Source organism: Micromonospora sp. NPDC023888 (assembly GCF_040639415.1).
Classification (GTDB): domain Bacteria; phylum Actinomycetota; class Actinomycetes; order Mycobacteriales; family Micromonosporaceae; genus Micromonospora.
Window position 1 is genome coordinate 1 of record NZ_JBEZZW010000060.1, and the last position, 17,459, is coordinate 17,459.

Below are 17,459 nucleotides of genomic sequence, written 5' to 3' on the forward strand. Positions count from 1 at the left end.
GGTGTGCCGATCGACTGTGTGGGTTTCCAGTCGCACCTGGGCACGTCGTTGGCGGGTGACTACCAGGCCAATCTGCAGCGTTTCGCCGACCTCGGTGTGGATGTGCAGATCACCGAGCTGGACGTGATGGGCGGCAGCAACCAGGCCAACATCTTCGGCTCGGTCACCCGCGCCTGCCTGGCCGTCTCGCGCTGCACCGGCATCACCACCTGGGGTGTACGCGACTGCGACTCGTGGCGCGGGTCGGACAACGCCCTGCTCTTCGACTGCAGTGGCAACAAGAAGGCGGCGTACACGAGCGTGCTGAACGCCCTCAACGCCGGCTCGACCACGCCCACCACGCCCCCGCCGAGCAGCGGGGTGGACACCAGCGCCTGGTACGTGTTGCTGAATCGCAACAGCGGTAAGGCGCTGGACCTGTACGCCTCGGCCACCACCGACGGCGCCCGGATCAGTCAGTGGTCGCGGAACAACGGCACGAACCAGCAGTGGCAGTTCGTGGACTCGGGGGGCGGCTTCTACCGGCTGAAGTCCCGGCTCTCCAGCAAGGTCCTCGACGTCAGTGGCTTCTCGACCGCCGACGGTGCGGCGATCGTGCAGTGGAGCGACAGCAATGGCACCAACCAGCAGTTCCGGCTCGCCCAGTCGGCCGATGGTTACCAGCGCCTGATCAACCGCAACAGCGGCAAGGCCGTCGAGGTGCAGGGCGCGTCCACCGCTGACGGCGGAAACATCGTCCAGTACAGCGACTGGGGCGGCACCAACCAGCAGTGGCAACTGGTCCGCATCGGATAGCGACCGGCATGATCTAGCTGGAAACCGTAGCGGCCCGCCCCATCCATCGGGGCGGGCCGCTACGACCGCTCAGCTCAGGTGATGGTGTGGATTTCACGAGTGCCTCCGGGGCGGTTGATGGTGTCCGGCCATCGTCGGCACATCACCCTCATTCATCGACTCGTTAGCGCTAATTTCCACACGCGGGCGGCGCGGCTGCGAAGTCGATCGCCGGCCTGGCCGGCACGTGATCCGGTGGCCGCATCTCGCCCGCGTATCCCCGACGTGCCGACGCCACCACCAGACGCTGGCACACACCCCCAGGGCACGCGCGTGCGTTCTGCTCGTGGGTGACCCCGATCGAAGGAGTGGACCATGAAAGCCATCGGTGAGGTTCGTCCCGCCTCTTCACCGAGACGTCGTTGGCGGTCAGGGTTGGCCGCCGCGGCGGCCGCGATCATGGCAGCCGGCACACTCGTCGCGGTCAACGCGGCACCCGCGGCGGCGGCGACGGTGGACACCAACGCCTGGTACGCCCTGGTGAACCGCAACAGCGGCAAGGCGCTGGACCTGTACGCCTCGGCCACCACCGACGGCGCACGGATCAGCCAGTGGTCGCGGAACAACGGCGCGAACCAGCAGTGGCAGTTCGTGGACTCCGGAGGCGGCTTCTACCGGTTGAAGTCCCGGCACTCCGGCAAGGTCCTCGACGTCAGTGGCTTCTCCACCACCGACGGTGGGGCGATCGTGCAGTGGTCCGACCTCAACGGGACGAACCAGCAGTTCCGGCTGGCCGACTCGGACGGCGGGTATGTCCGGCTGATCAACCGCAACAGCAACAAGGCCGTGGAGGTGCAGGGCTCGTCCACCGCCGACGGCGCCAACGTCGTGCAGTACGCCGACTGGAACGGCACCAACCAGCAGTGGCAGCTCGTCCGCATGGACGGCGGCGACCCGCCACCCACGGGTGGCAGCGGGTGCGGCAAGGCACCGACGCTGTCCAGCGGCACGCACACGATCCAAAGCAACGGGAAGAGCCGCACCTTCATCCTGCGGGTGCCCGCCAACTACAACAACAGCAACCCCTACCGGCTGATCTTCGCGTTCCACTGGCGTGGCGGCACGATGCAGGAGATCTCCTCGGGCGGCACCAGCGGGACCGCGTGGTCCTACTACGGGCAGCAGGAGCAGTCGAACAACAGCGCCATCCTGGTCGCGCCCCAGGGGTTCGGCAACGGCTGGGGCAACGCCGGTGGTGAGGACATCACCTTCGTGGATGACATGATCAGCCGGATCGAGAGCGGCCTCTGCGTCAACCCGCGGCAGCGGTTCGCCCTCGGCTTCAGCTGGGGTGGCGGCATGAGCTACGCCGTGGCGTGCGCGCGGGCCAACGTCTTCCGCGCCGTCGCCGTCATCTCCGGCGGGCAGATCAGCGGTTGCAGCGGCGGTACGCAGCCCATCGCGTACTTCGGGCTGCACGGCATCTCGGACAACGTCCTGAGCATCTCCGGTGGCCGGGCGTTGCGCGACACGTTCGTCCGCAACAACGGCTGCACCGCGCAGAGCCCGCGCGAGCCGGCGGCGGGCAGCCGCACGCACGTCACGACCACGTATTCCGGCTGCCGGGCCGGTTACCCGGTGCAGTGGGCCGCGTACGACAACGGTCACATGCCCGGCCCGGTCGACGGCACCTATGCCGAGAGCGGCATCACGACCTGGACCAAGGGTGAGATCTGGAGGTTCTTCGCGCAGTTCTCCTGACCGGCGTTGCCGACCTGGTCGGCTTCCGGCGGCGCCTGCTCCCGTATCCCGGGGGTGGGCGCCGCTTCGTCGTTCGGCCGGTCAGCGTTGCAGACGAACCGGCTTGCCCGAACCGCTGCGGCGGACCAGCCAGGCCTCGGTGATGTGGGTGAACATCGCCTCGGCGGCGCCCTCGGAGTCGTGCGCGGCGATGCGCTCGTAGATGCGCCGGTGGCCCCGGTTGGACGCCACGCACAGGGAGCGTTCGGTCCGGCCCATGTAGCGGGCGGTGTTGATGACCTGGCTCTCCAGTGCCCGTACGACGCCGCGAGCGATGCGGTTCCCGGACGTCTGCATGATCGCGTCGTGGAAGGCCCGATCGTGCTCGTGGTAGGTGACGTGGTCGTCGACGAGTTCGTCCATCCGGTCCACCATCGCGCGCAACCGGTCGATGGTCTCCGCGTCGGCGAGCCGGGCGGCGACGTTCGCCATGTCGGATTCCAGCACGCGCCGGGTGACGACGAGATCGTCGAGGATGGCGAGGCTGTCGTCCTGGGCAATGGTGGCGCCGAGGACGAGTTCGTCGAGCATGTCCCACTGCGCCGCGGGGGTGACCATGGTGCCGGCACCCTGGCGCACCTGCACCAGACCCTTCTCCTGAAGGATCTTGACGGCCTCCCGGACGACGGTCCGGCTCACCGAGAAGGTCTCGCAGAGGATCGGTTCGGGAGGTAGGGACGTCCCGGACGGGTGTACGCCACGGACGATGCGTTCCACCAGTTCGGCGGTGACCGCTCTGGCCAGGTTGGTTGGCCGACGCACCCATGCCGGTGTCACCGGGCTGTTCAGGGCCGTCTCCTGCGATGGCGTCATGTCCCCTCCGAAAGGCTCGCCGTGGCACGACGTCTGGCTCAGTGTACGGCTGAGTATTGACGTCACACGTCATACGAGTTACGTTCCGGGCAACATTGGCACGGCGGCGCGACCGCCGGCCACCCCACTTTCTGAGGTGACAACTGATGAGACAGCGCGCTATATGGTCGGCCGTCCTCGTTGTGGGCCTGGCTCTGGCCGGTTGTGGAAGTGCTAGCGATTCAAGCTCGTCGAGCGGGTCGGACAGCAAGCTCGTCGTGTGGGACTGGAAGTCCGGCGAGGCGTTCGCCAAATCCTATCTGGACAAGGCTAAGGCCGACTTCAAAAAGAAGCACCCAAATGTCGAGGTCGAGTTCGTCGCACAGCCCTTCGACCAGTACTACACGCTGCTCGGTGCGGCGATCCAGTCCGGCAAGGGCCCGGACGTCATGCTGTTCAACGGCGGCGGCCAGATCCGGGACCGGGTGGACGCGTTGGTGCCGATCACCGACTACGTGGCCGAGGACAAGCAGCGGCTGGCCGGGTGGGACGCGTTCACCAAGGACGGCAAGGTCTACGCCGGGCCGGTGACCCTTCAGGGCTACCCGATCTACTACAACAAGGAGGTCTACCGGAAGGCCGGCCTCGACCCGGCGACCCCGGCCGCCACCTGGGACAAGTTCGTCGCCGACTGCGCCGCCATCGCCAAGGCCGGCTCCAAGTGCTTCGCCCTCGGCAACAAGGAGGGCGTCGGCATCCAGTTCTGGCTCTCCAGCATGGGGTCGGTCACCCTCACCGCCGCGGAGTACGACGCCTGGATCACCGGCAAGCGCGACTGGACCTCGCCCAACGTCAAGCGGATCTTCCAGCTCTGGAAGGAGACCGGCGACCGGAAGATGAACAGCGACGGGGCCAACTCGACGGCGATGTTCAACGACTCGTTCGCGTTCTTCCAGTCCGGTAAGGCCGCCCACGTCATGGGCCTGATGTCGGACGTCGGGCACTGGAAGGACTTCAACGAGTTCCTGACCCCGGAGAAGCTGGGCGTCATGAAGCCTCCGATCGTCACCGCCGGCACCACCCCGAGCCTCCCGTACGACGGTGGTATCGGCTACGGCGTCGCCAAGTGGACGAAGGACCCGAAGGTGGCCGCCGACCTGGTGCGCTCCCTGACCTCGGCGGACGCGCTGAAGGCCTTCTACGCGGACGCCGGCGCGATCGTCGCCGACACCACGATCGACGTGTCGCAGAACGGCCCGGCCGTCTCCACGATCGTCGCCGATCTGAAGACCGGCAAGCCCGCTCTGCACGTGGCGCTCTCCTCGAAGACGATCGACCTGATGGGGCGGCTGTCCCAGCAGCTGCTCAGCGGTTCGATCACCGTCGACGAGGTGGTGAAGCAGTTGGCCGCTTCCGACCAGGCGGGCTGACCCTCGTGTCAATCGGAAACACGCAACCGTCGGTCCGTCTGGCTCAGGCCGGACGGGCCGGCGGGGCGGCGCCCACCCCCGCCGCACATCGGCATGGTGCACAGCCTCGTCGCACCCGTGGCGGCCTGCGGGCCGAACGCTTCGCCCCCTACATCCTGGTCGCTCCGGCCGTCCTGATCATCGTGGTGCTGCGGCTCTATCCGCTGCTCCTCGGCGTCAACTTCTCCTTCACCGGCGACGGTGCGCAGAACGGGACGGCTGTCGGTTTCGGCAACTATCGCGAGCTCTTCGCCGACCCGCTGTTCCAGACCGCGCTGAAAAACGTCGGGCTGCTGGTGCTTCTGCTGCCGGTGGCGGTGGCCATCCCCGGTCTGCTCGCGACGTTCATCTACCTGCGGGTGCCCGGTCACCGCTTCTACCGCAGCGTCTACTTCTTCCCCGCGGTGCTCTCGCCGGTCATCGTCGGCGCGATCTTCAACCTGCTGCTCGCCTTCGACGGCCCCCTCAACGCCATCCTCGGGTCGTTCGGCATCAGCCCGGTGGACTGGCTCGGTGACCCGGACCTGGCGATGTTCATGGTGGTGGGCGTGCACATCTGGGCCACCTTCGGAATGGCCCTGGTGGTGTTCCTCGCCGGCTTCGCCACCCTGGACCCCGCGCTCCTGGACGCCGCCCGGGTGGACGGGGCGTCGCTACGCCAGGTGGTCTGGCACGTGATCATCCCGGCCCTCTCGCGCACCATCCAGTTCGTCTTCGTGACCACGATGATCGGGATGCTGACCTCGATGTTCGGCCTGCTCTTCGTGATGACCAGCGGCGGACCGGAGGGTTCGACCTACCTGCCGGAGTACTACATCTGGATCCAGCAGGGCCAGATGAACCGCCCGGCGCTCGCATCGGCCGCCTCGACGATCCTCTTCATCATCATGCTCGTGGTGGGGCTGTTGCAGATCAAGCTGCTCGAACGATCCGGAAAGGAGGATTGATGTCTCGGGTCCGCCTGGGATGGTGGTTGATCGCCGTCCCCATGTCACTGCTCGCGCTGGCGACGATCTACCCCCTGCTCTTCACCGCCAACGTCGCGATGAAGACCCGCCGTGACTACATCCTCGACCGGTTCTCCCTGACCGACGCCCTGCGCTGGGAGAACATCAGCACGGCGTGGAACAGCGTCGGCATGGGCCGTTACTTCGCCAACTCGCTGCTCGTGGTGACGGTGTCGGTGATCCTGCTGCTGCTGCTCGGATCGATGGCCGGCTTCGCGCTGAGCCAGCTACGGTTCCGTGGCTCGTCGGCGTTGTTCCTGGGTTGCCTCGCGGGACTCTTCATCCCGTTCCAGGTGATCATGGTGCCGCTGTCCCGGATCATGGCCGACACGGCGCTGATCGACACGTACCCCGGTCTGATCCTCGTCTACGTGGCCCAGTTCCTGCCCTTCACCGTCTTTTTGATGACGAGCTACTACCGGGGCATCCCGTCGGAGATCGTCGACGCCGCCCGGATCGACGGCAACACCGTGTACGGCGTGTACCGCCGGATCATGTTGCCGCTGGGCACCCCGGCACTGCTGTCGGTCGGCATTCTCAACGCCCTGTTCTGCTGGAACGACGTCCTCATGGCACTGGTGATGATGCCCTCGGCCGATCACCGGACGCTGATGATCGGGGTCACCTCGTTGCGGGGTCAGTACTCCGACAACATTCCCACCTTCGCCTCCGGGGTGCTGATCGCCGCCATACCCGTCCTGTTGGTTTACCTGTTCCTCCAGCGCCAAATTGCCGACGGTGTAGCCGCCGGTTCCACGAAGGGTTGACATGCGGATCACGGGATATCGGACGCTCACCACGGTCCAGGAATGGGGGCGGCCCGTCGGCGATGCCAACGGGGTGTTCGCCGACGGGGTGGTTCCGTTCTCGATCGTCATCGTCGACACCGACGAGGGCGTCTCGGGAGTCGGCCTCGGGCCGCACGTTGAGATCGAGCGGATCTTCGCAGCCATCGAGGGCGAAGACCCCCGTGCCGTGACGACCCTGTACGACCGGATGCTGCGGCACACCTTCAAGGCGGGCCACGCCGGCCCGGTGTTCGGCACCATCGGCGCACTCGACACCGCACTCTGGGACATCAAGGCACAGGCTGCCGGCGAGCCGCTGTGGCGGCTGCTGGGCGGACGTGACCGGCGGGTCAACGCCTACGCGTCCGGCCTGGACATCGGGCTCACCGACGACGAACTCGTCGCGGAGTACGAGGTCTACGCCAGCCACGGCCTGCGCGCCGCGAAGCTCAAGGGCGGTCTCGACATCGAGCGCGACCGGCACCGCCTCACCCTGGTCAAAGAGGTCCTGACCGAGGCGGGGCACGGCCGGCGACCGGGTCTCATGCTCGACGTCAACGAGGCATGGACCCGCAAGCAGGCAGTCCGGCACGTCTGCGAACTCGAACGGTCCCTCGACCTCATCTGGATCGAGGAGCCCGTCCGACGCTGGGACGCCGAGGGCCTCGCCACCGTCAGCCGAGGAGTCTGCGCGTCGGTCGCCACCGGGGAGAACCTCACCGGGCTCGAACAGTACCGGCCGCTGCTCGCCGCCGGCGCGGTCGACGTCGTCCAGATGGCCGCCGTCTGGGGGGTCACCCACTTCCTGCGGGCGTCCGCCCTGGCGCACGCGTACGACCTGCCGGTCAGCCCGATCGGCAACAGCCCGATCGGTCTGTTGCACGCCGCGACCTCGGTGCCGAACCACCTGACCAGCGAGTTGCAGGACCTGCATCCACCGGTCGGCGTCTCGGTCGACCTGCACATCGAGGACGGTGCCTTCATCCTCGGCGACGCACCCGGGCTTGGTGTCCGCATCGACGAGGAGCGGATCCGGACGGCCAACCACCGCCCGCAGGCGCAGACGGCCGACAGCCCCAACGTCCGGCCGGAGCGGGCCGGCCGGCGGCTGCTGGCCGGCATCGACGGGATTGTCCCCGCGCGCCAGGTGCCCGTGGTGCCGCTGAACTACCGCAACGAGGTGTCGCCCACCGCGCGGCACTGAGCTGACCGCCAGAAACAGAGAGCGCGTGGGTGCACCGCCATCGCGGTGCACCCACGGCCATGTCCGGTCGGCACGAACGGCGTGCCGGCCGTCGAGACGGAGGATCGATGAAGGCAGTCGTCTACCGGGGGGCGCGAGACCTCGGAATCGAGGATCGCGATCCGGTCCCGCCGGGTCCCGGCGAGGTGCGGATCGAGGTGGCGTACACCGGGATCTGCGGCACCGACCTGCACATCTACCACGGAGACATGGACGCGCGGGTCGGTGACTCCGCGATCATCGGGCACGAGATGTCCGGCCGGATCGCGGCCGTCGGGCCGGACACCACCGGCTGGCGCATCGGACAGCCGGTCACCGTGCTGCCGACCCGGCCGTGTGGGCAGTGCGCCGCCTGCCAGCGCGGGCACTCCCACGTCTGCCACGCCATGAACTTTCTCGGCATCGACTCACCGGGCGCCATGCAGTCCTACTGGACCGTGCCGGCGGAACTGGTTCTGCCGCTCCCCGAGGAACTGCCGCTCGACCACGCGGCGCTCGTCGAGCCGGTCGCGGTCGCCGTGCACGACGTCCGCCGGGGGAACGTGACAGCCGATGACCAGGTGGTCGTGGTCGGCGGCGGGCCGGTGGGGGCGCTCATCGCCGTCGTCGCGCAGGGTCGCGGCGCGCGGGTGCTCCTCGTCGAGCCGGACCCGTTCCGACGCGAGGTGGCGGCCGGGATCGGGATCGAGGCCGTCGACCCGGGAGCGACAGACGTCGTGGCCCTTGTCAACGACCGCACCAACGGCGCGGGCGCGGACATCGCCTTCGAGGTGTCCGGGTCCGCCGGCGGCGTCACCACTGCCGTCGACGTCCTCACCACCCGCGGTCGGCTGGTGATGGTGGCGATCCACCCCCGGCCCCGCGAGGTCAACCTGCACCGCTTCTTCTGGCGTGAGCTGGAACTGCTCGGCGCGCGGTTGTACCAGCGCGACGACATGGTGGAGGCGATCCGGTTGGTCGCCTCCGGCGAGATCCCGGCGCGACAGCTCATCTCCCGGGTGGAGCCGGTCGAGGCGGCCAGCGCCGCCTTCACGGCACTGGAGGGTGGCGGCGTGATGAAGGTGCTGCTCGATCTGCGGGAGGGAAACCAGTGACGGCCCTGTTCGACCTGTCCGGACGCGTCGCCGTCGTGACCGGTGCGCGGCGCGGTATCGGCCTCGCCATGGCCGAGGCCCTGGCGCTTGCCGGTGCCGACATCGTTGGCGTCTCCGCCCAGCTCGAATCGGAGGGCAGCGAGGTCGAACGCCGGGTGCGGGCCGCCGGCCGCCAGTTCACCGCGCTGCGTGCCGATCTCGGCGACCGGGCCGCCGTACACCAACTGGCCCGGGACCTCACCGCTCTCGGGCCGATCGACATCCTGGTGAACAACGGCGGCACGATCGCCCGCACCCCGGCCGCCGAGCACCCGGACGAGATGTGGGACCACGTCATCGAGGTGAACCTCAGCAGTCAGTTCATCCTGAGCCGGGAGATCGGCCGGACGATGGTCGAGCGTGGCCGTGGGAAGATCATTTTCACCGCCTCGCTGTTGAGCTTCCAGGGCGGCATCACGGTCCCCGGCTACGCCGCGTCGAAGTCGGGCATCGCCGGGCTCACCAAGGCGTTGGCGAACGAGTGGGCGGCCCACGGGGTGAACGTCAACGCCATCGCCCCCGGCTACATCGCCACCGACAACACCCAGGCGCTGCGCGACGACCCCGACCGCAACCAGGCGATCCTCACCCGCATTCCGGCTGGCCGGTGGGGTCGCGCCGACGATCTCGGCGGTGCCACCGTGTTCCTGGCGTCGTCGGCGTCGGACTACGTCAACGGGGTCGTGCTGCCCGTCGACGGCGGCTGGATGGGCCGATGACGGGCGGGACGCTGTCCCAGGTGACAGTCGCCGGCGGCCACCTGGGCGAGCCCGTTCGCCGCGTACCCGGGTGGGCGGCGTCATGAGGACGCGAGCGCTGCCGCGTGCCCCGCGGGTGCGTCTCACCGAGTTGGGGTTCGGGGCGGCCCAGGCCGGCAACCTGTACCGGGCGACGACGGACGATGAGTTCGCCGCGGCGGTCGACGCGGCGTGGGCGGCGGGCGTCCGGTACTACGACACCGCGCCGCACTACGGACTCGGGCTGTCCGAACGTCGCCTCGGCGCCGCGTTGCGCCAGCGACCACGCGACGAGTACGTCGTGTCGACGAAGGTCGGGCGACTCCTGGTGCCGTCGCCCGAGAATGCCCACCAGCGGGACTCCGAGGGGTTCGACGTTCCCGCGAGTCACCGCCGGGTGTGGGACTTCAGCCGCGACGGCGTTCTCCGCTCGATCGAGGCCAGCCTCGACCGCTGCGGGCTGGACCGGATCGACATCGTCTACCTGCACGACCCGGACGAGCACTGGGAGCAGGCCGCGCACGAGGCCGTGCCGGCCCTGGTCGACCTGCGTGATCAGGGCGTCGTGGGCGCCATCGGGGCCGGCATGAACCAGTCGGCGATGCTGGCGCGGTTCGTGCGGGAGACCGACGTCGACGTGATGATGTGCGCCGGACGGTACACCCTGCTCGAACAGGGTGCGGCCGACGACCTGCTGCCCGCCGCCGAGAACCGGGGGGTTGGCGTGGTCATCGCGGGCGTCTACAACTCGGGGTTGCTGTCGCGGGACCGGCCACCGGCCGATGCCGTCTACAACTACCAGCAGGCCCCCGCCGAGGTGATCGAGCGGGCGCGGCGGATCGCGGAGGTCTGCGAGACGTACGGGGTGACCCTGCCGCAGGCGGCGCTGGCCTTCGTCCGCCGGCATCCGGCCGTCGTGTCGACGGTGGTCGGCGTCCGCACCGAGGCGCAGATGACCGAGACGGTACGGCGGTCCGACGTCGCCGTACCGGAGGAGCTGTGGGGCGCCCTGACGGCGGCCGGGTTGCTCGCCGTGGCGCCCGGTCCCGGCGCGGCGGGTCAACCGAACTGACGACGACGTCCCGGCCGGGACCGGCTCCGATTCTCGGACACCGGTCCCGACCGGGACGTCATCTGTTACCGCGACACTCGCAGGTCAGACTGCGGTGAACCGCCACTGCTGGTTGGTCGCGCTGTGGCAGGTCCACTGCAACAGCCGGGCGCCGTCGGTGGTGGCCGCGCCGTTGACGTCGACGCAGAGGCCGCTCAGCACACTCTTCACCGTGTACACGCCGGAGGTTCCCGTCGCGGTGGCGGTGAACTTCTGCTGGTTGCCGTTGTTGCAGGTGGCCTGCTGGAGGAAGGCACCCGCCGCTGTCGAACTGCCGACCACCTCGACGCACTTGCCGCTGTGCACCGCCTTCAGGTAGAGGGCGCCGCTGCCGGCGTCCACGGCCTGCCACTTCTGGTTGTTGCCACCGGTGGACGCCCACTGGGTGATCTGGGCGCCGTCGGCGGTGGAGACACCGCTGACGTCCATCAGCTTGTTGCTGTGTTGCGCCGTGAGCGTGTAGGTCTTACCGGCCAGACCGTCACCGGTGCCGGTGCCGGGTGTCCCGACGCCGTTTCCGCCGAAGGTGTGCGAGTCCAGATCGAACGACCCGCTACTGCCCTTGAACACCATGTAGAGCGTCTGTGTCCCGCTGGAGGCGGCGACGCTCACCGGTGTCGTGGACTGGTAGTTGTCCCAGCCGCCCGTACTGGGCACCGTGGTGGTGGCCAGCAGGGTGCCGGTCGGCGAGCCGGCGCGCAGCTCGATCGAACCGCCGCCGGAGGGCGACGACACCCGGTAACTGACAGTCGAGATGCCCGACAGGTTCATCGGGCTGAACGCGATCCAGTCGTTTGCGGAGATGTCACCGACGCGCTTGGTGCTCTCCGCCGCCGCCTGGTCGATGACCCGGATGCCGGACTGGCTGCTGAAGTACTCGGACTGCTTGTGCTTCGGTTGCAGGATCGCCTGCGCGGTGCCGGTGAGCGGGGACCCGCCCCCCGAGCCGCCGTTGTCGGTGTACCGCGCGTTCAGCACGTAGAACAGGTTGGCGCCATCGGGGTGCCCACCGAGCAGGTCGGTGGAGATGGTGCCCGAGCAGCCCGGGTACTCGGTGGTCTCGTGGGCGTGGTCGTCGTGACCGAGCGCCGGGTTGAGGAACACCTTCGAGCAGTCGACAGTGCCGCCGTCCGGGTCGGTGACGGTGATCTGGTATGGCACCTTGTCACCGAAGTTGAGCATGCCACCGTTGCCCGGTGTGGTGATGGTGACCACCGGGGCGCTGTTGCCGACGGTGATCGGGACGTTGGCGAAGCCGGTCTTACCGGTGCTGTCGGTGACCTTCAACTGGGCTGTGTAGTTGCCGTTGGAGGTGTACACCTTCGACGGGTTGGCCGCCGTGGAGGTGGTGCCGTCGCCGAACGTCCACAGGTAGCTCAGCGTGTTGCCGTCCGGGTCGGACGTGCCGGCGCTGCTGAACTGGACGGTGAGCGGTGCGCTGCCGCTGGTGGGGGTGCCGGTGGCCTTGACGATCGGGGACCGGCCGCCCTGGATGTAGTCGATCCGGTAGAGCCCGGAGTCGCTGTTGCCGCCGCCGAAGTTGGTGCCCCACTCCAGCAGGTAGAGCGAGCCGTCCTTGCCGAACTCCATGTCCATCGGCTTGTTGAAGCCTACGCCGGGCAGGAACGGGTTGGTGCGGGTCACCGCCGAGGAGGAGTCGAAGTGCACCTCCTTGACGTAGTTGCGGGCCCACTCGTAGAAGAAGTGCACGCCGTCGTAGTAGGGCGGGAACTTCGTCGCCGACGGGTTCGACGCGTCGTACCGGTAGACCGGGCCGCCCATCGGCGCGGAGCCGCCGGAACCAAGCTCCGGGAACGTCGTCGAGGCGGGGTAGCCATACCAGATGTTGGGCATGACGACCGGCTTCAGGTTGACCAGCCCGGTGTTGTTCGGCGAGTTGTTGACAGGCGCCGAGCAGTTGAACTTCGCGCCGACGACGCCGGTGTCCGGGTTGTACGGCGCGTAGGGCTGGTTGTTGCCGTGGCAGAACGGCCAGCCGTAGTTGCCGGGCGTCTTGATCACGTTCAGCTCGACCAGGCCCTCGGGGCCACGGTTGGTGGTGGGCGGGTTGCGGTCCGGCCCGTAGTCGGCCAGGTAGACCCAGCCGTTGGCCGGATCGATCGAGAACCGGAACGGGTTGCGGAAGCCCATCGCGTAGATTTCCGGCTTGGTCTGCGCGGTGCCCTGGGGGTAGAGGTTGCCGGTCGGGACGGTGTAGCCGCCGCTGGCTCCGGGGCGGATGCGCAGCAGCTTGCCGCGCAGGTCGTTGGTGTTGCCCGCGCTGCGGGCGGCGTCCAGGTTGGACTTGCCCGAGCGCCAGTCCAGCGGGGCGTAGCCCTGCCAGTTGGGGTCGAGGTTCGGGGGCGTGTCGTCACCGGTGCCGATGAAGAGGTTGCCGTCCGGACCGAACTCGATGTAACCGCCGGTGTGCCCGGGCTCCGGGAACGTCCGGTCCCGGTACGCCGGGATGTCGATGATCGTCACACCGCTCGACATGTTCAGCGTGTCACCGCTCATCGTGTAGCGGGAGACCCGGTTGACGTCGGTCGAGCTGCTCGCCGGCGAGTGGTAGAGGTACACGTACCCGTTCGTGGCGAAGTTGGGGTCGAGCGCCATACCGGTGAGGCCGTCCTCGCCACCGGTGTAGACGCTCAGCGTGCCGGCGGTGACGGTGCTGTTGGTGGACGGCTTGAAGACCTTGAGCTGCCCGCCGCGCTGGGCGTAGAACACCCGTCCGTCCGGGGCGACGGCCATCGCCATCGGGTCGACGGTGTTGTCGTCGAGGGTGCGCTTCTCGAAGTTGCCCCAGACGGTGCCGCCGCAGTCGCCGGGAGCGTTGCCGGCGGCCCACTTGATCCCACCGAGGACGTGGTTTTGGAAGTTGGTCTCGCTGTAGGAGGCGATCGCGTGGCCCATCGCGGTGGCCCACACCCGCCCGCCGCCGGTGTCACGGCACCAGGAGATCGGGTGGTCCGGGCCCATCGCCCGGGAGCCCGGGTTGTAGGTGCGCTCGTCGGCGGTCACCAGGACGTGCACCTTGCCGCGCGGGTTGGAGTCGAAGTTGTACCACTCCTCGCTGCGGTTCCACCTGTCCGGCAGGCCGGCCGTCGACGGGTGCTGCTTGTCGGCGACGATGGCGGTGCCGGGCAGCACGCCGGGGGAGTGCTCGGGCATGTGGGCGCCGCCGTTGATGGTGTTGTCCCACCACGGATACTCGGACTCGATGCCCATGTCGAGGGCGTTGTGGATGGCGACGATTCCCTTGCCGCTGGCGAGGTAGCCCTCCACCGCCTGGCGCTGGGCCGCCGAGGTCCAGACCATGCCGGAGGTCTGGAGCATGACGATCACGTCGAAGGTCGCCAGGTTGGCGGCGGTGAAGACGCTGGAGTCCTCGGTCGCCACCACTTCGAAGTTGTTAGCGGTGGCCTGCTGCTGGAGCATGCTGATACCGGCGGGGATCGAGTCGTGCCGGTAGCCGGTGGTCTTGCTGAACACCAGGGCGCGGAAGGCGGGGGCCGCCGAAGCGGGTGGGGCGAGTCCGAGGGCCAGCAACAGGCCCGCGATCACCGAGATGATCATCGTATTGCGACGCATGGCGTCTCCTAGGTTGGACGGGCAACTCCGATTGCGCCCACGGGCTCACCGTGCGTCAGGTTGTGCCTGGACGCATAGGTGAGCACGAGTGGGCTGGGCTGTCCTCGTGCCGTTCGCCGAAACGGCAGTCAGACTCGCGGAACATCACAGAGGGTGATGGCGGCTGTGGTTCTTGTCCCGTGGTCCACGAGGTCAGGATGAGCTAGAAATAGATGGGTGTCAATGAATGGGGTGACGTCCGACGTCTTGCCCTGATGACGACGGCCATGTCCGAATCTCTCGCGCACGGCGTCGCTGCCGATCGAGTGACGGCCCTGGCAATCAGCCCCGGTCGAGGATTGCGGACCTGCATCCAAACATCTATGTTCTTCATACGTGTGATGTTTCGTCGATGTCAAGAGAATGTTCGCAACATAAAAACGTAAGTCCCCGCAGCTAGCTGCGAAAGTTCCTGGTCCGGCCACGAGCGGGTCGGACGCCGGCCTGTGCACCCTGTCGATGACTACTATCTGTGAGGGCTTTCGGGATGTCAGACCCACCGCCGTCGCCGCTGCTCACCCTTCGGGGCATCGGCAAGTCCTTCCTCGGGGTACGCGTTCTCGACGACGTCGACCTCGATGTCGCGCCGGGCGAGGTCCACGCCGTTGTCGGTGAGAACGGCGCCGGGAAATCGACTCTCATGAAGATCGTCTCGGGCGGGTACGCCCCGGACGGGGGCACCGTCGAGTTCGCCGGTGAAGCGCGCACGTTCCGTGGCCCGCGGGACGCCCAGCGGGCCGGCGTCGGCATCATCCACCAGGAGTTCAACCTGCTGCCGGAACGCACCGTCGCGGAGAACGTCTACCTGGGCCACGAGCCGGTCCGGCGCGGGCTCGTCGACCGTCGGGAGATGCTCGACCGCACCACGCGGCTGCTCGCCTCGATCGGGGAGACCGCATTGCCGGCCGACGCCCGGGTGGGGCAGCTCGGCGTCGCCCAGCAGCAGGTCGTCGAGATCGCCAAGGCGCTCGCCCTGGACGCGCGGCTGCTCATCATGGACGAACCGACCGCCGCGCTCGCCGACCACGAGGTCGAGCTGCTCTACGGGTTGGTGCGCCGACTCCAGGAGCGCGGCATCGGCCTGCTGTACGTCTCGCACCGGCTCGCCGAGGTCTTCGACCTGTCCAGTCGGATCACTGTCCTCAAGGACGGCCGGCGGGTCACCACCGTGGACACCGCGGACACCAGCGCCGACGAGTTGGTGCGGCACATGGTCGGCCGGGAGCTGTCCAGCTACTACCCGGACCGGGCCGCCCCCGAAGACCGGGGTCCGGTGCGGCTCAACCTTCGCGACGTGGGAAACCGGAAGCTGCGTGACGTCAACCTCCAGTTGCGCGCCGGCGAGGTGCTCGGCATCGGCGGCCTCCAGGGCTCCGGGCGGTCCGCGCTGGCCCGTGCGATCTTCGGGGTGTCGCCGTTCACGACCGGCGACGTCACGCTCGACGACCGGCCGGTCCGACTGCGCTCACCCCGCACCGCGATGCGGGCCGGCATCGCCTACGTCACCGAGGACCGCAAGGGCGAGGGGATCGTCCCCCGGCAGTCGGTGCTCGACAACGCGCTGCTCGCCAGTCGGGCCGTCTTCGCGGCCCGGTCCGGCCGTGCGGCCCGCACCGTTCGGGTGCGCGAGTTGCTCAACGCCGTGGAGGTCCGTGGTGCGGGCGACGACCAGGAGATCCGTTTCCTGTCCGGCGGCAACCAGCAGAAGGTCGTGCTGGCCCGCTGGCTCGCGCTCAACCCGCGGATCCTGCTCTTCGACGAGCCGACCCGCGGCATCGACGTCGGTGCGAAGTCAGCCATCCACGACCTCGTCCGCCGCCTCGCCCGCGACGGCGCGGCCGTGCTGATGATCTCGTCCGACCTGCCCGAGCTGTTGGGCATGAGCGACCGGATCGTCGTCATGCGGGACGGCCGTGTCGCGGGCGAGTTGCCCGCCGGCGCGAGCGAGGAGGACGTCGTCGCCCTGGCGGTCGGCGCCGTGCGGGAGGCCGCCGCATGAGCGCCCTGTCGCTCCTGCCGGCCCGCCGCCCCGTACCTGGCGTCTTCGTGGCCCTGACCCTGACCCTCGCGATCGGCTGGCTTGTCGTCCTCATCGACGGCGGTCAGCTCTTCAACCAGTCCACGACGGTGAGCCTGCTGCACGTCGCGGCCGGCCTCGGGCTCGTCGCCGTCGGCCAGACCCTGGTCATCCTCGGCGGCTCGCTCGACCTGTCGGTGGCGTACGTGATCAGCCTCAGCACCCTCGTCGCGGCCGAGACGATGAACGGCAACGACGGCGCGGTGCTGCCGGCGATCGGCCTGGTGCTCGTCGTCAGCGCCGGCATCGGGCTGTTCAACGGGCTCCTCGTCACCAAACTCCGGGTCAACGCGTTCATCGCGACCCTCGGCGTCGGGCTGCTGCTCAAGGGTTACCTCGACAACGGCTACGACGGTCCGGCCGGCACCACCGCGCCCGCGCTGGTGCAGTCTCTCGGCTACCAGCGCATCGGCCCGGTGCCGGTGTCGTTCCTCCTGCTGGTCGCGGTGACCGCGGCGGCCTGGTTCGCGCTCTCCAAGACGCGCTTCGGCCACCACCTGGTCGCCGTCGGCGGTGACCCGGAGGTGGCCCGGCTCTCCGGCGTCCGCAACGACCGGGTCCTCGTCACCGCTCACGTGCTGTGCTCGATGTGTGCCGGGCTCGCCGGCGTCTACCTCGCCAGTCGGCTCGGTTCGGGCGCGCCCCGGGTGGGCACCGAGGGCCTCTACGACCTGGAGTCGATAGCCGCTGTGGTGATCGGCGGAACCGCCCTCGCCGGTGGGCGCGGCGGCGTCATCGGCACGGTCGGGGGAGTGGTGCTGCTCGCCAGCATCGACGCGATCTTCAACCAGTTGGAGGTCGACGCCTTCTTCAAGCAGGTGATCAGGGGCGCGATCATCATCGCCGCGGTGGCCGTCTACGCCCGTCGGGCCATGCGAAAGGCGGCTGCCTAGCC

Annotated in this window: 12 protein-coding genes and 1 pseudogene; 11 read left to right on the forward strand and 2 right to left on the reverse strand. The window is 68.6% G+C overall.

What is annotated here, in order from left to right; translation table 11 throughout:
- Window positions 1–792 (forward strand): annotated as a pseudogene (locus AB0F61_RS32355) (RICIN domain-containing protein); the annotation flags it as partial.
- Window positions 793–1,149: 357 nt separating this feature from the next.
- Window positions 1,150–2,535, forward strand: a complete 1,386-nt coding sequence (locus tag AB0F61_RS32360) for an RICIN domain-containing protein (RefSeq protein ID WP_357817638.1) — start codon at window positions 1,150–1,152, stop codon at window positions 2,533–2,535.
- An 81-nt stretch (window positions 2,536–2,616) separates the two neighbouring features.
- On the opposite strand, the gene AB0F61_RS32365 is transcribed toward AB0F61_RS32360, so the two are convergent.
- Window positions 2,617–3,387, reverse strand: a complete 771-nt coding sequence (locus AB0F61_RS32365; RefSeq protein ID WP_357817641.1) for a FadR/GntR family transcriptional regulator — start codon at window positions 3,385–3,387, stop codon at window positions 2,617–2,619.
- Window positions 3,388–3,644: 257 nt separating this feature from the next.
- Here AB0F61_RS32365 and AB0F61_RS32370 point away from each other — a divergent pair, with 257 nt between their 5' ends.
- The 7 genes from AB0F61_RS32370 to AB0F61_RS32400 all read left to right on the forward strand — a co-directional run bounded on the left by AB0F61_RS32370 (window position 3,645) and on the right by AB0F61_RS32400 (window position 10,815).
- On the forward strand, window positions 3,645–4,796 hold the full coding sequence (locus AB0F61_RS32370) for an extracellular solute-binding protein (RefSeq protein ID WP_357817644.1): 1,152 nt from the start codon (window positions 3,645–3,647) through the stop codon (window positions 4,794–4,796).
- A gap of 5 nt (window positions 4,797–4,801) precedes the next feature.
- The gene (locus AB0F61_RS32375; RefSeq protein ID WP_357817647.1) at window positions 4,802–5,782 is read left to right on the forward strand and encodes a sugar ABC transporter permease; all 981 of its coding nucleotides are present in this window, start codon (window positions 4,802–4,804) and stop codon (window positions 5,780–5,782) included.
- Window positions 5,782–6,609, forward strand: a complete 828-nt coding sequence (locus tag AB0F61_RS32380) for a carbohydrate ABC transporter permease (protein WP_357817650.1) — start codon at window positions 5,782–5,784, stop codon at window positions 6,607–6,609. The genes AB0F61_RS32375 and AB0F61_RS32380 overlap by 1 nt, the downstream gene beginning before the upstream one ends.
- 1 nt (window position 6,610) lies before the next feature.
- Complete coding sequence (locus AB0F61_RS32385) at window positions 6,611–7,834, forward strand: mandelate racemase/muconate lactonizing enzyme family protein (RefSeq protein ID WP_357817652.1); 1,224 nt, start codon at window positions 6,611–6,613, stop codon at window positions 7,832–7,834.
- 107 nt (window positions 7,835–7,941) lie between these two features.
- Window positions 7,942–8,967 (forward strand): alcohol dehydrogenase catalytic domain-containing protein, encoded by a 1,026-nt coding sequence (locus AB0F61_RS32390; protein ID WP_357817656.1) that lies wholly within the window; start codon window positions 7,942–7,944, stop codon window positions 8,965–8,967.
- Window positions 8,964–9,725 (forward strand): 2-dehydro-3-deoxy-D-gluconate 5-dehydrogenase KduD, encoded by a 762-nt coding sequence (kduD, locus tag AB0F61_RS32395; RefSeq protein WP_357817659.1) that lies wholly within the window; start codon window positions 8,964–8,966, stop codon window positions 9,723–9,725. The genes AB0F61_RS32390 and kduD overlap by 4 nt, the downstream gene beginning before the upstream one ends.
- Window positions 9,726–9,807: 82 nt before the next feature.
- Window positions 9,808–10,815, forward strand: coding sequence for an aldo/keto reductase (locus AB0F61_RS32400; RefSeq protein ID WP_357817661.1), 1,008 nt, complete (start codon window positions 9,808–9,810; stop codon window positions 10,813–10,815).
- Between the two features lie 84 nt (window positions 10,816–10,899).
- On the opposite strand, the gene AB0F61_RS32405 is transcribed toward AB0F61_RS32400, so the two are convergent.
- On the reverse strand, window positions 10,900–14,448 hold the full coding sequence (locus tag AB0F61_RS32405) for a ThuA domain-containing protein (RefSeq protein ID WP_357817664.1): 3,549 nt from the start codon (window positions 14,446–14,448) through the stop codon (window positions 10,900–10,902).
- A gap of 526 nt (window positions 14,449–14,974) precedes the next feature.
- Between AB0F61_RS32405 and AB0F61_RS32410 the strand changes: the two genes are divergently transcribed.
- On the forward strand, window positions 14,975–16,486 hold the full coding sequence (locus tag AB0F61_RS32410; protein ID WP_357817667.1) for a sugar ABC transporter ATP-binding protein: 1,512 nt from the start codon (window positions 14,975–14,977) through the stop codon (window positions 16,484–16,486).
- On the forward strand, window positions 16,483–17,457 hold the full coding sequence (locus tag AB0F61_RS32415; RefSeq protein ID WP_357817670.1) for an ABC transporter permease: 975 nt from the start codon (window positions 16,483–16,485) through the stop codon (window positions 17,455–17,457). Before AB0F61_RS32410 ends, AB0F61_RS32415 begins: the two co-directional genes overlap by 4 nt.
- Window positions 17,458–17,459 lie beyond the last annotated feature (2 nt).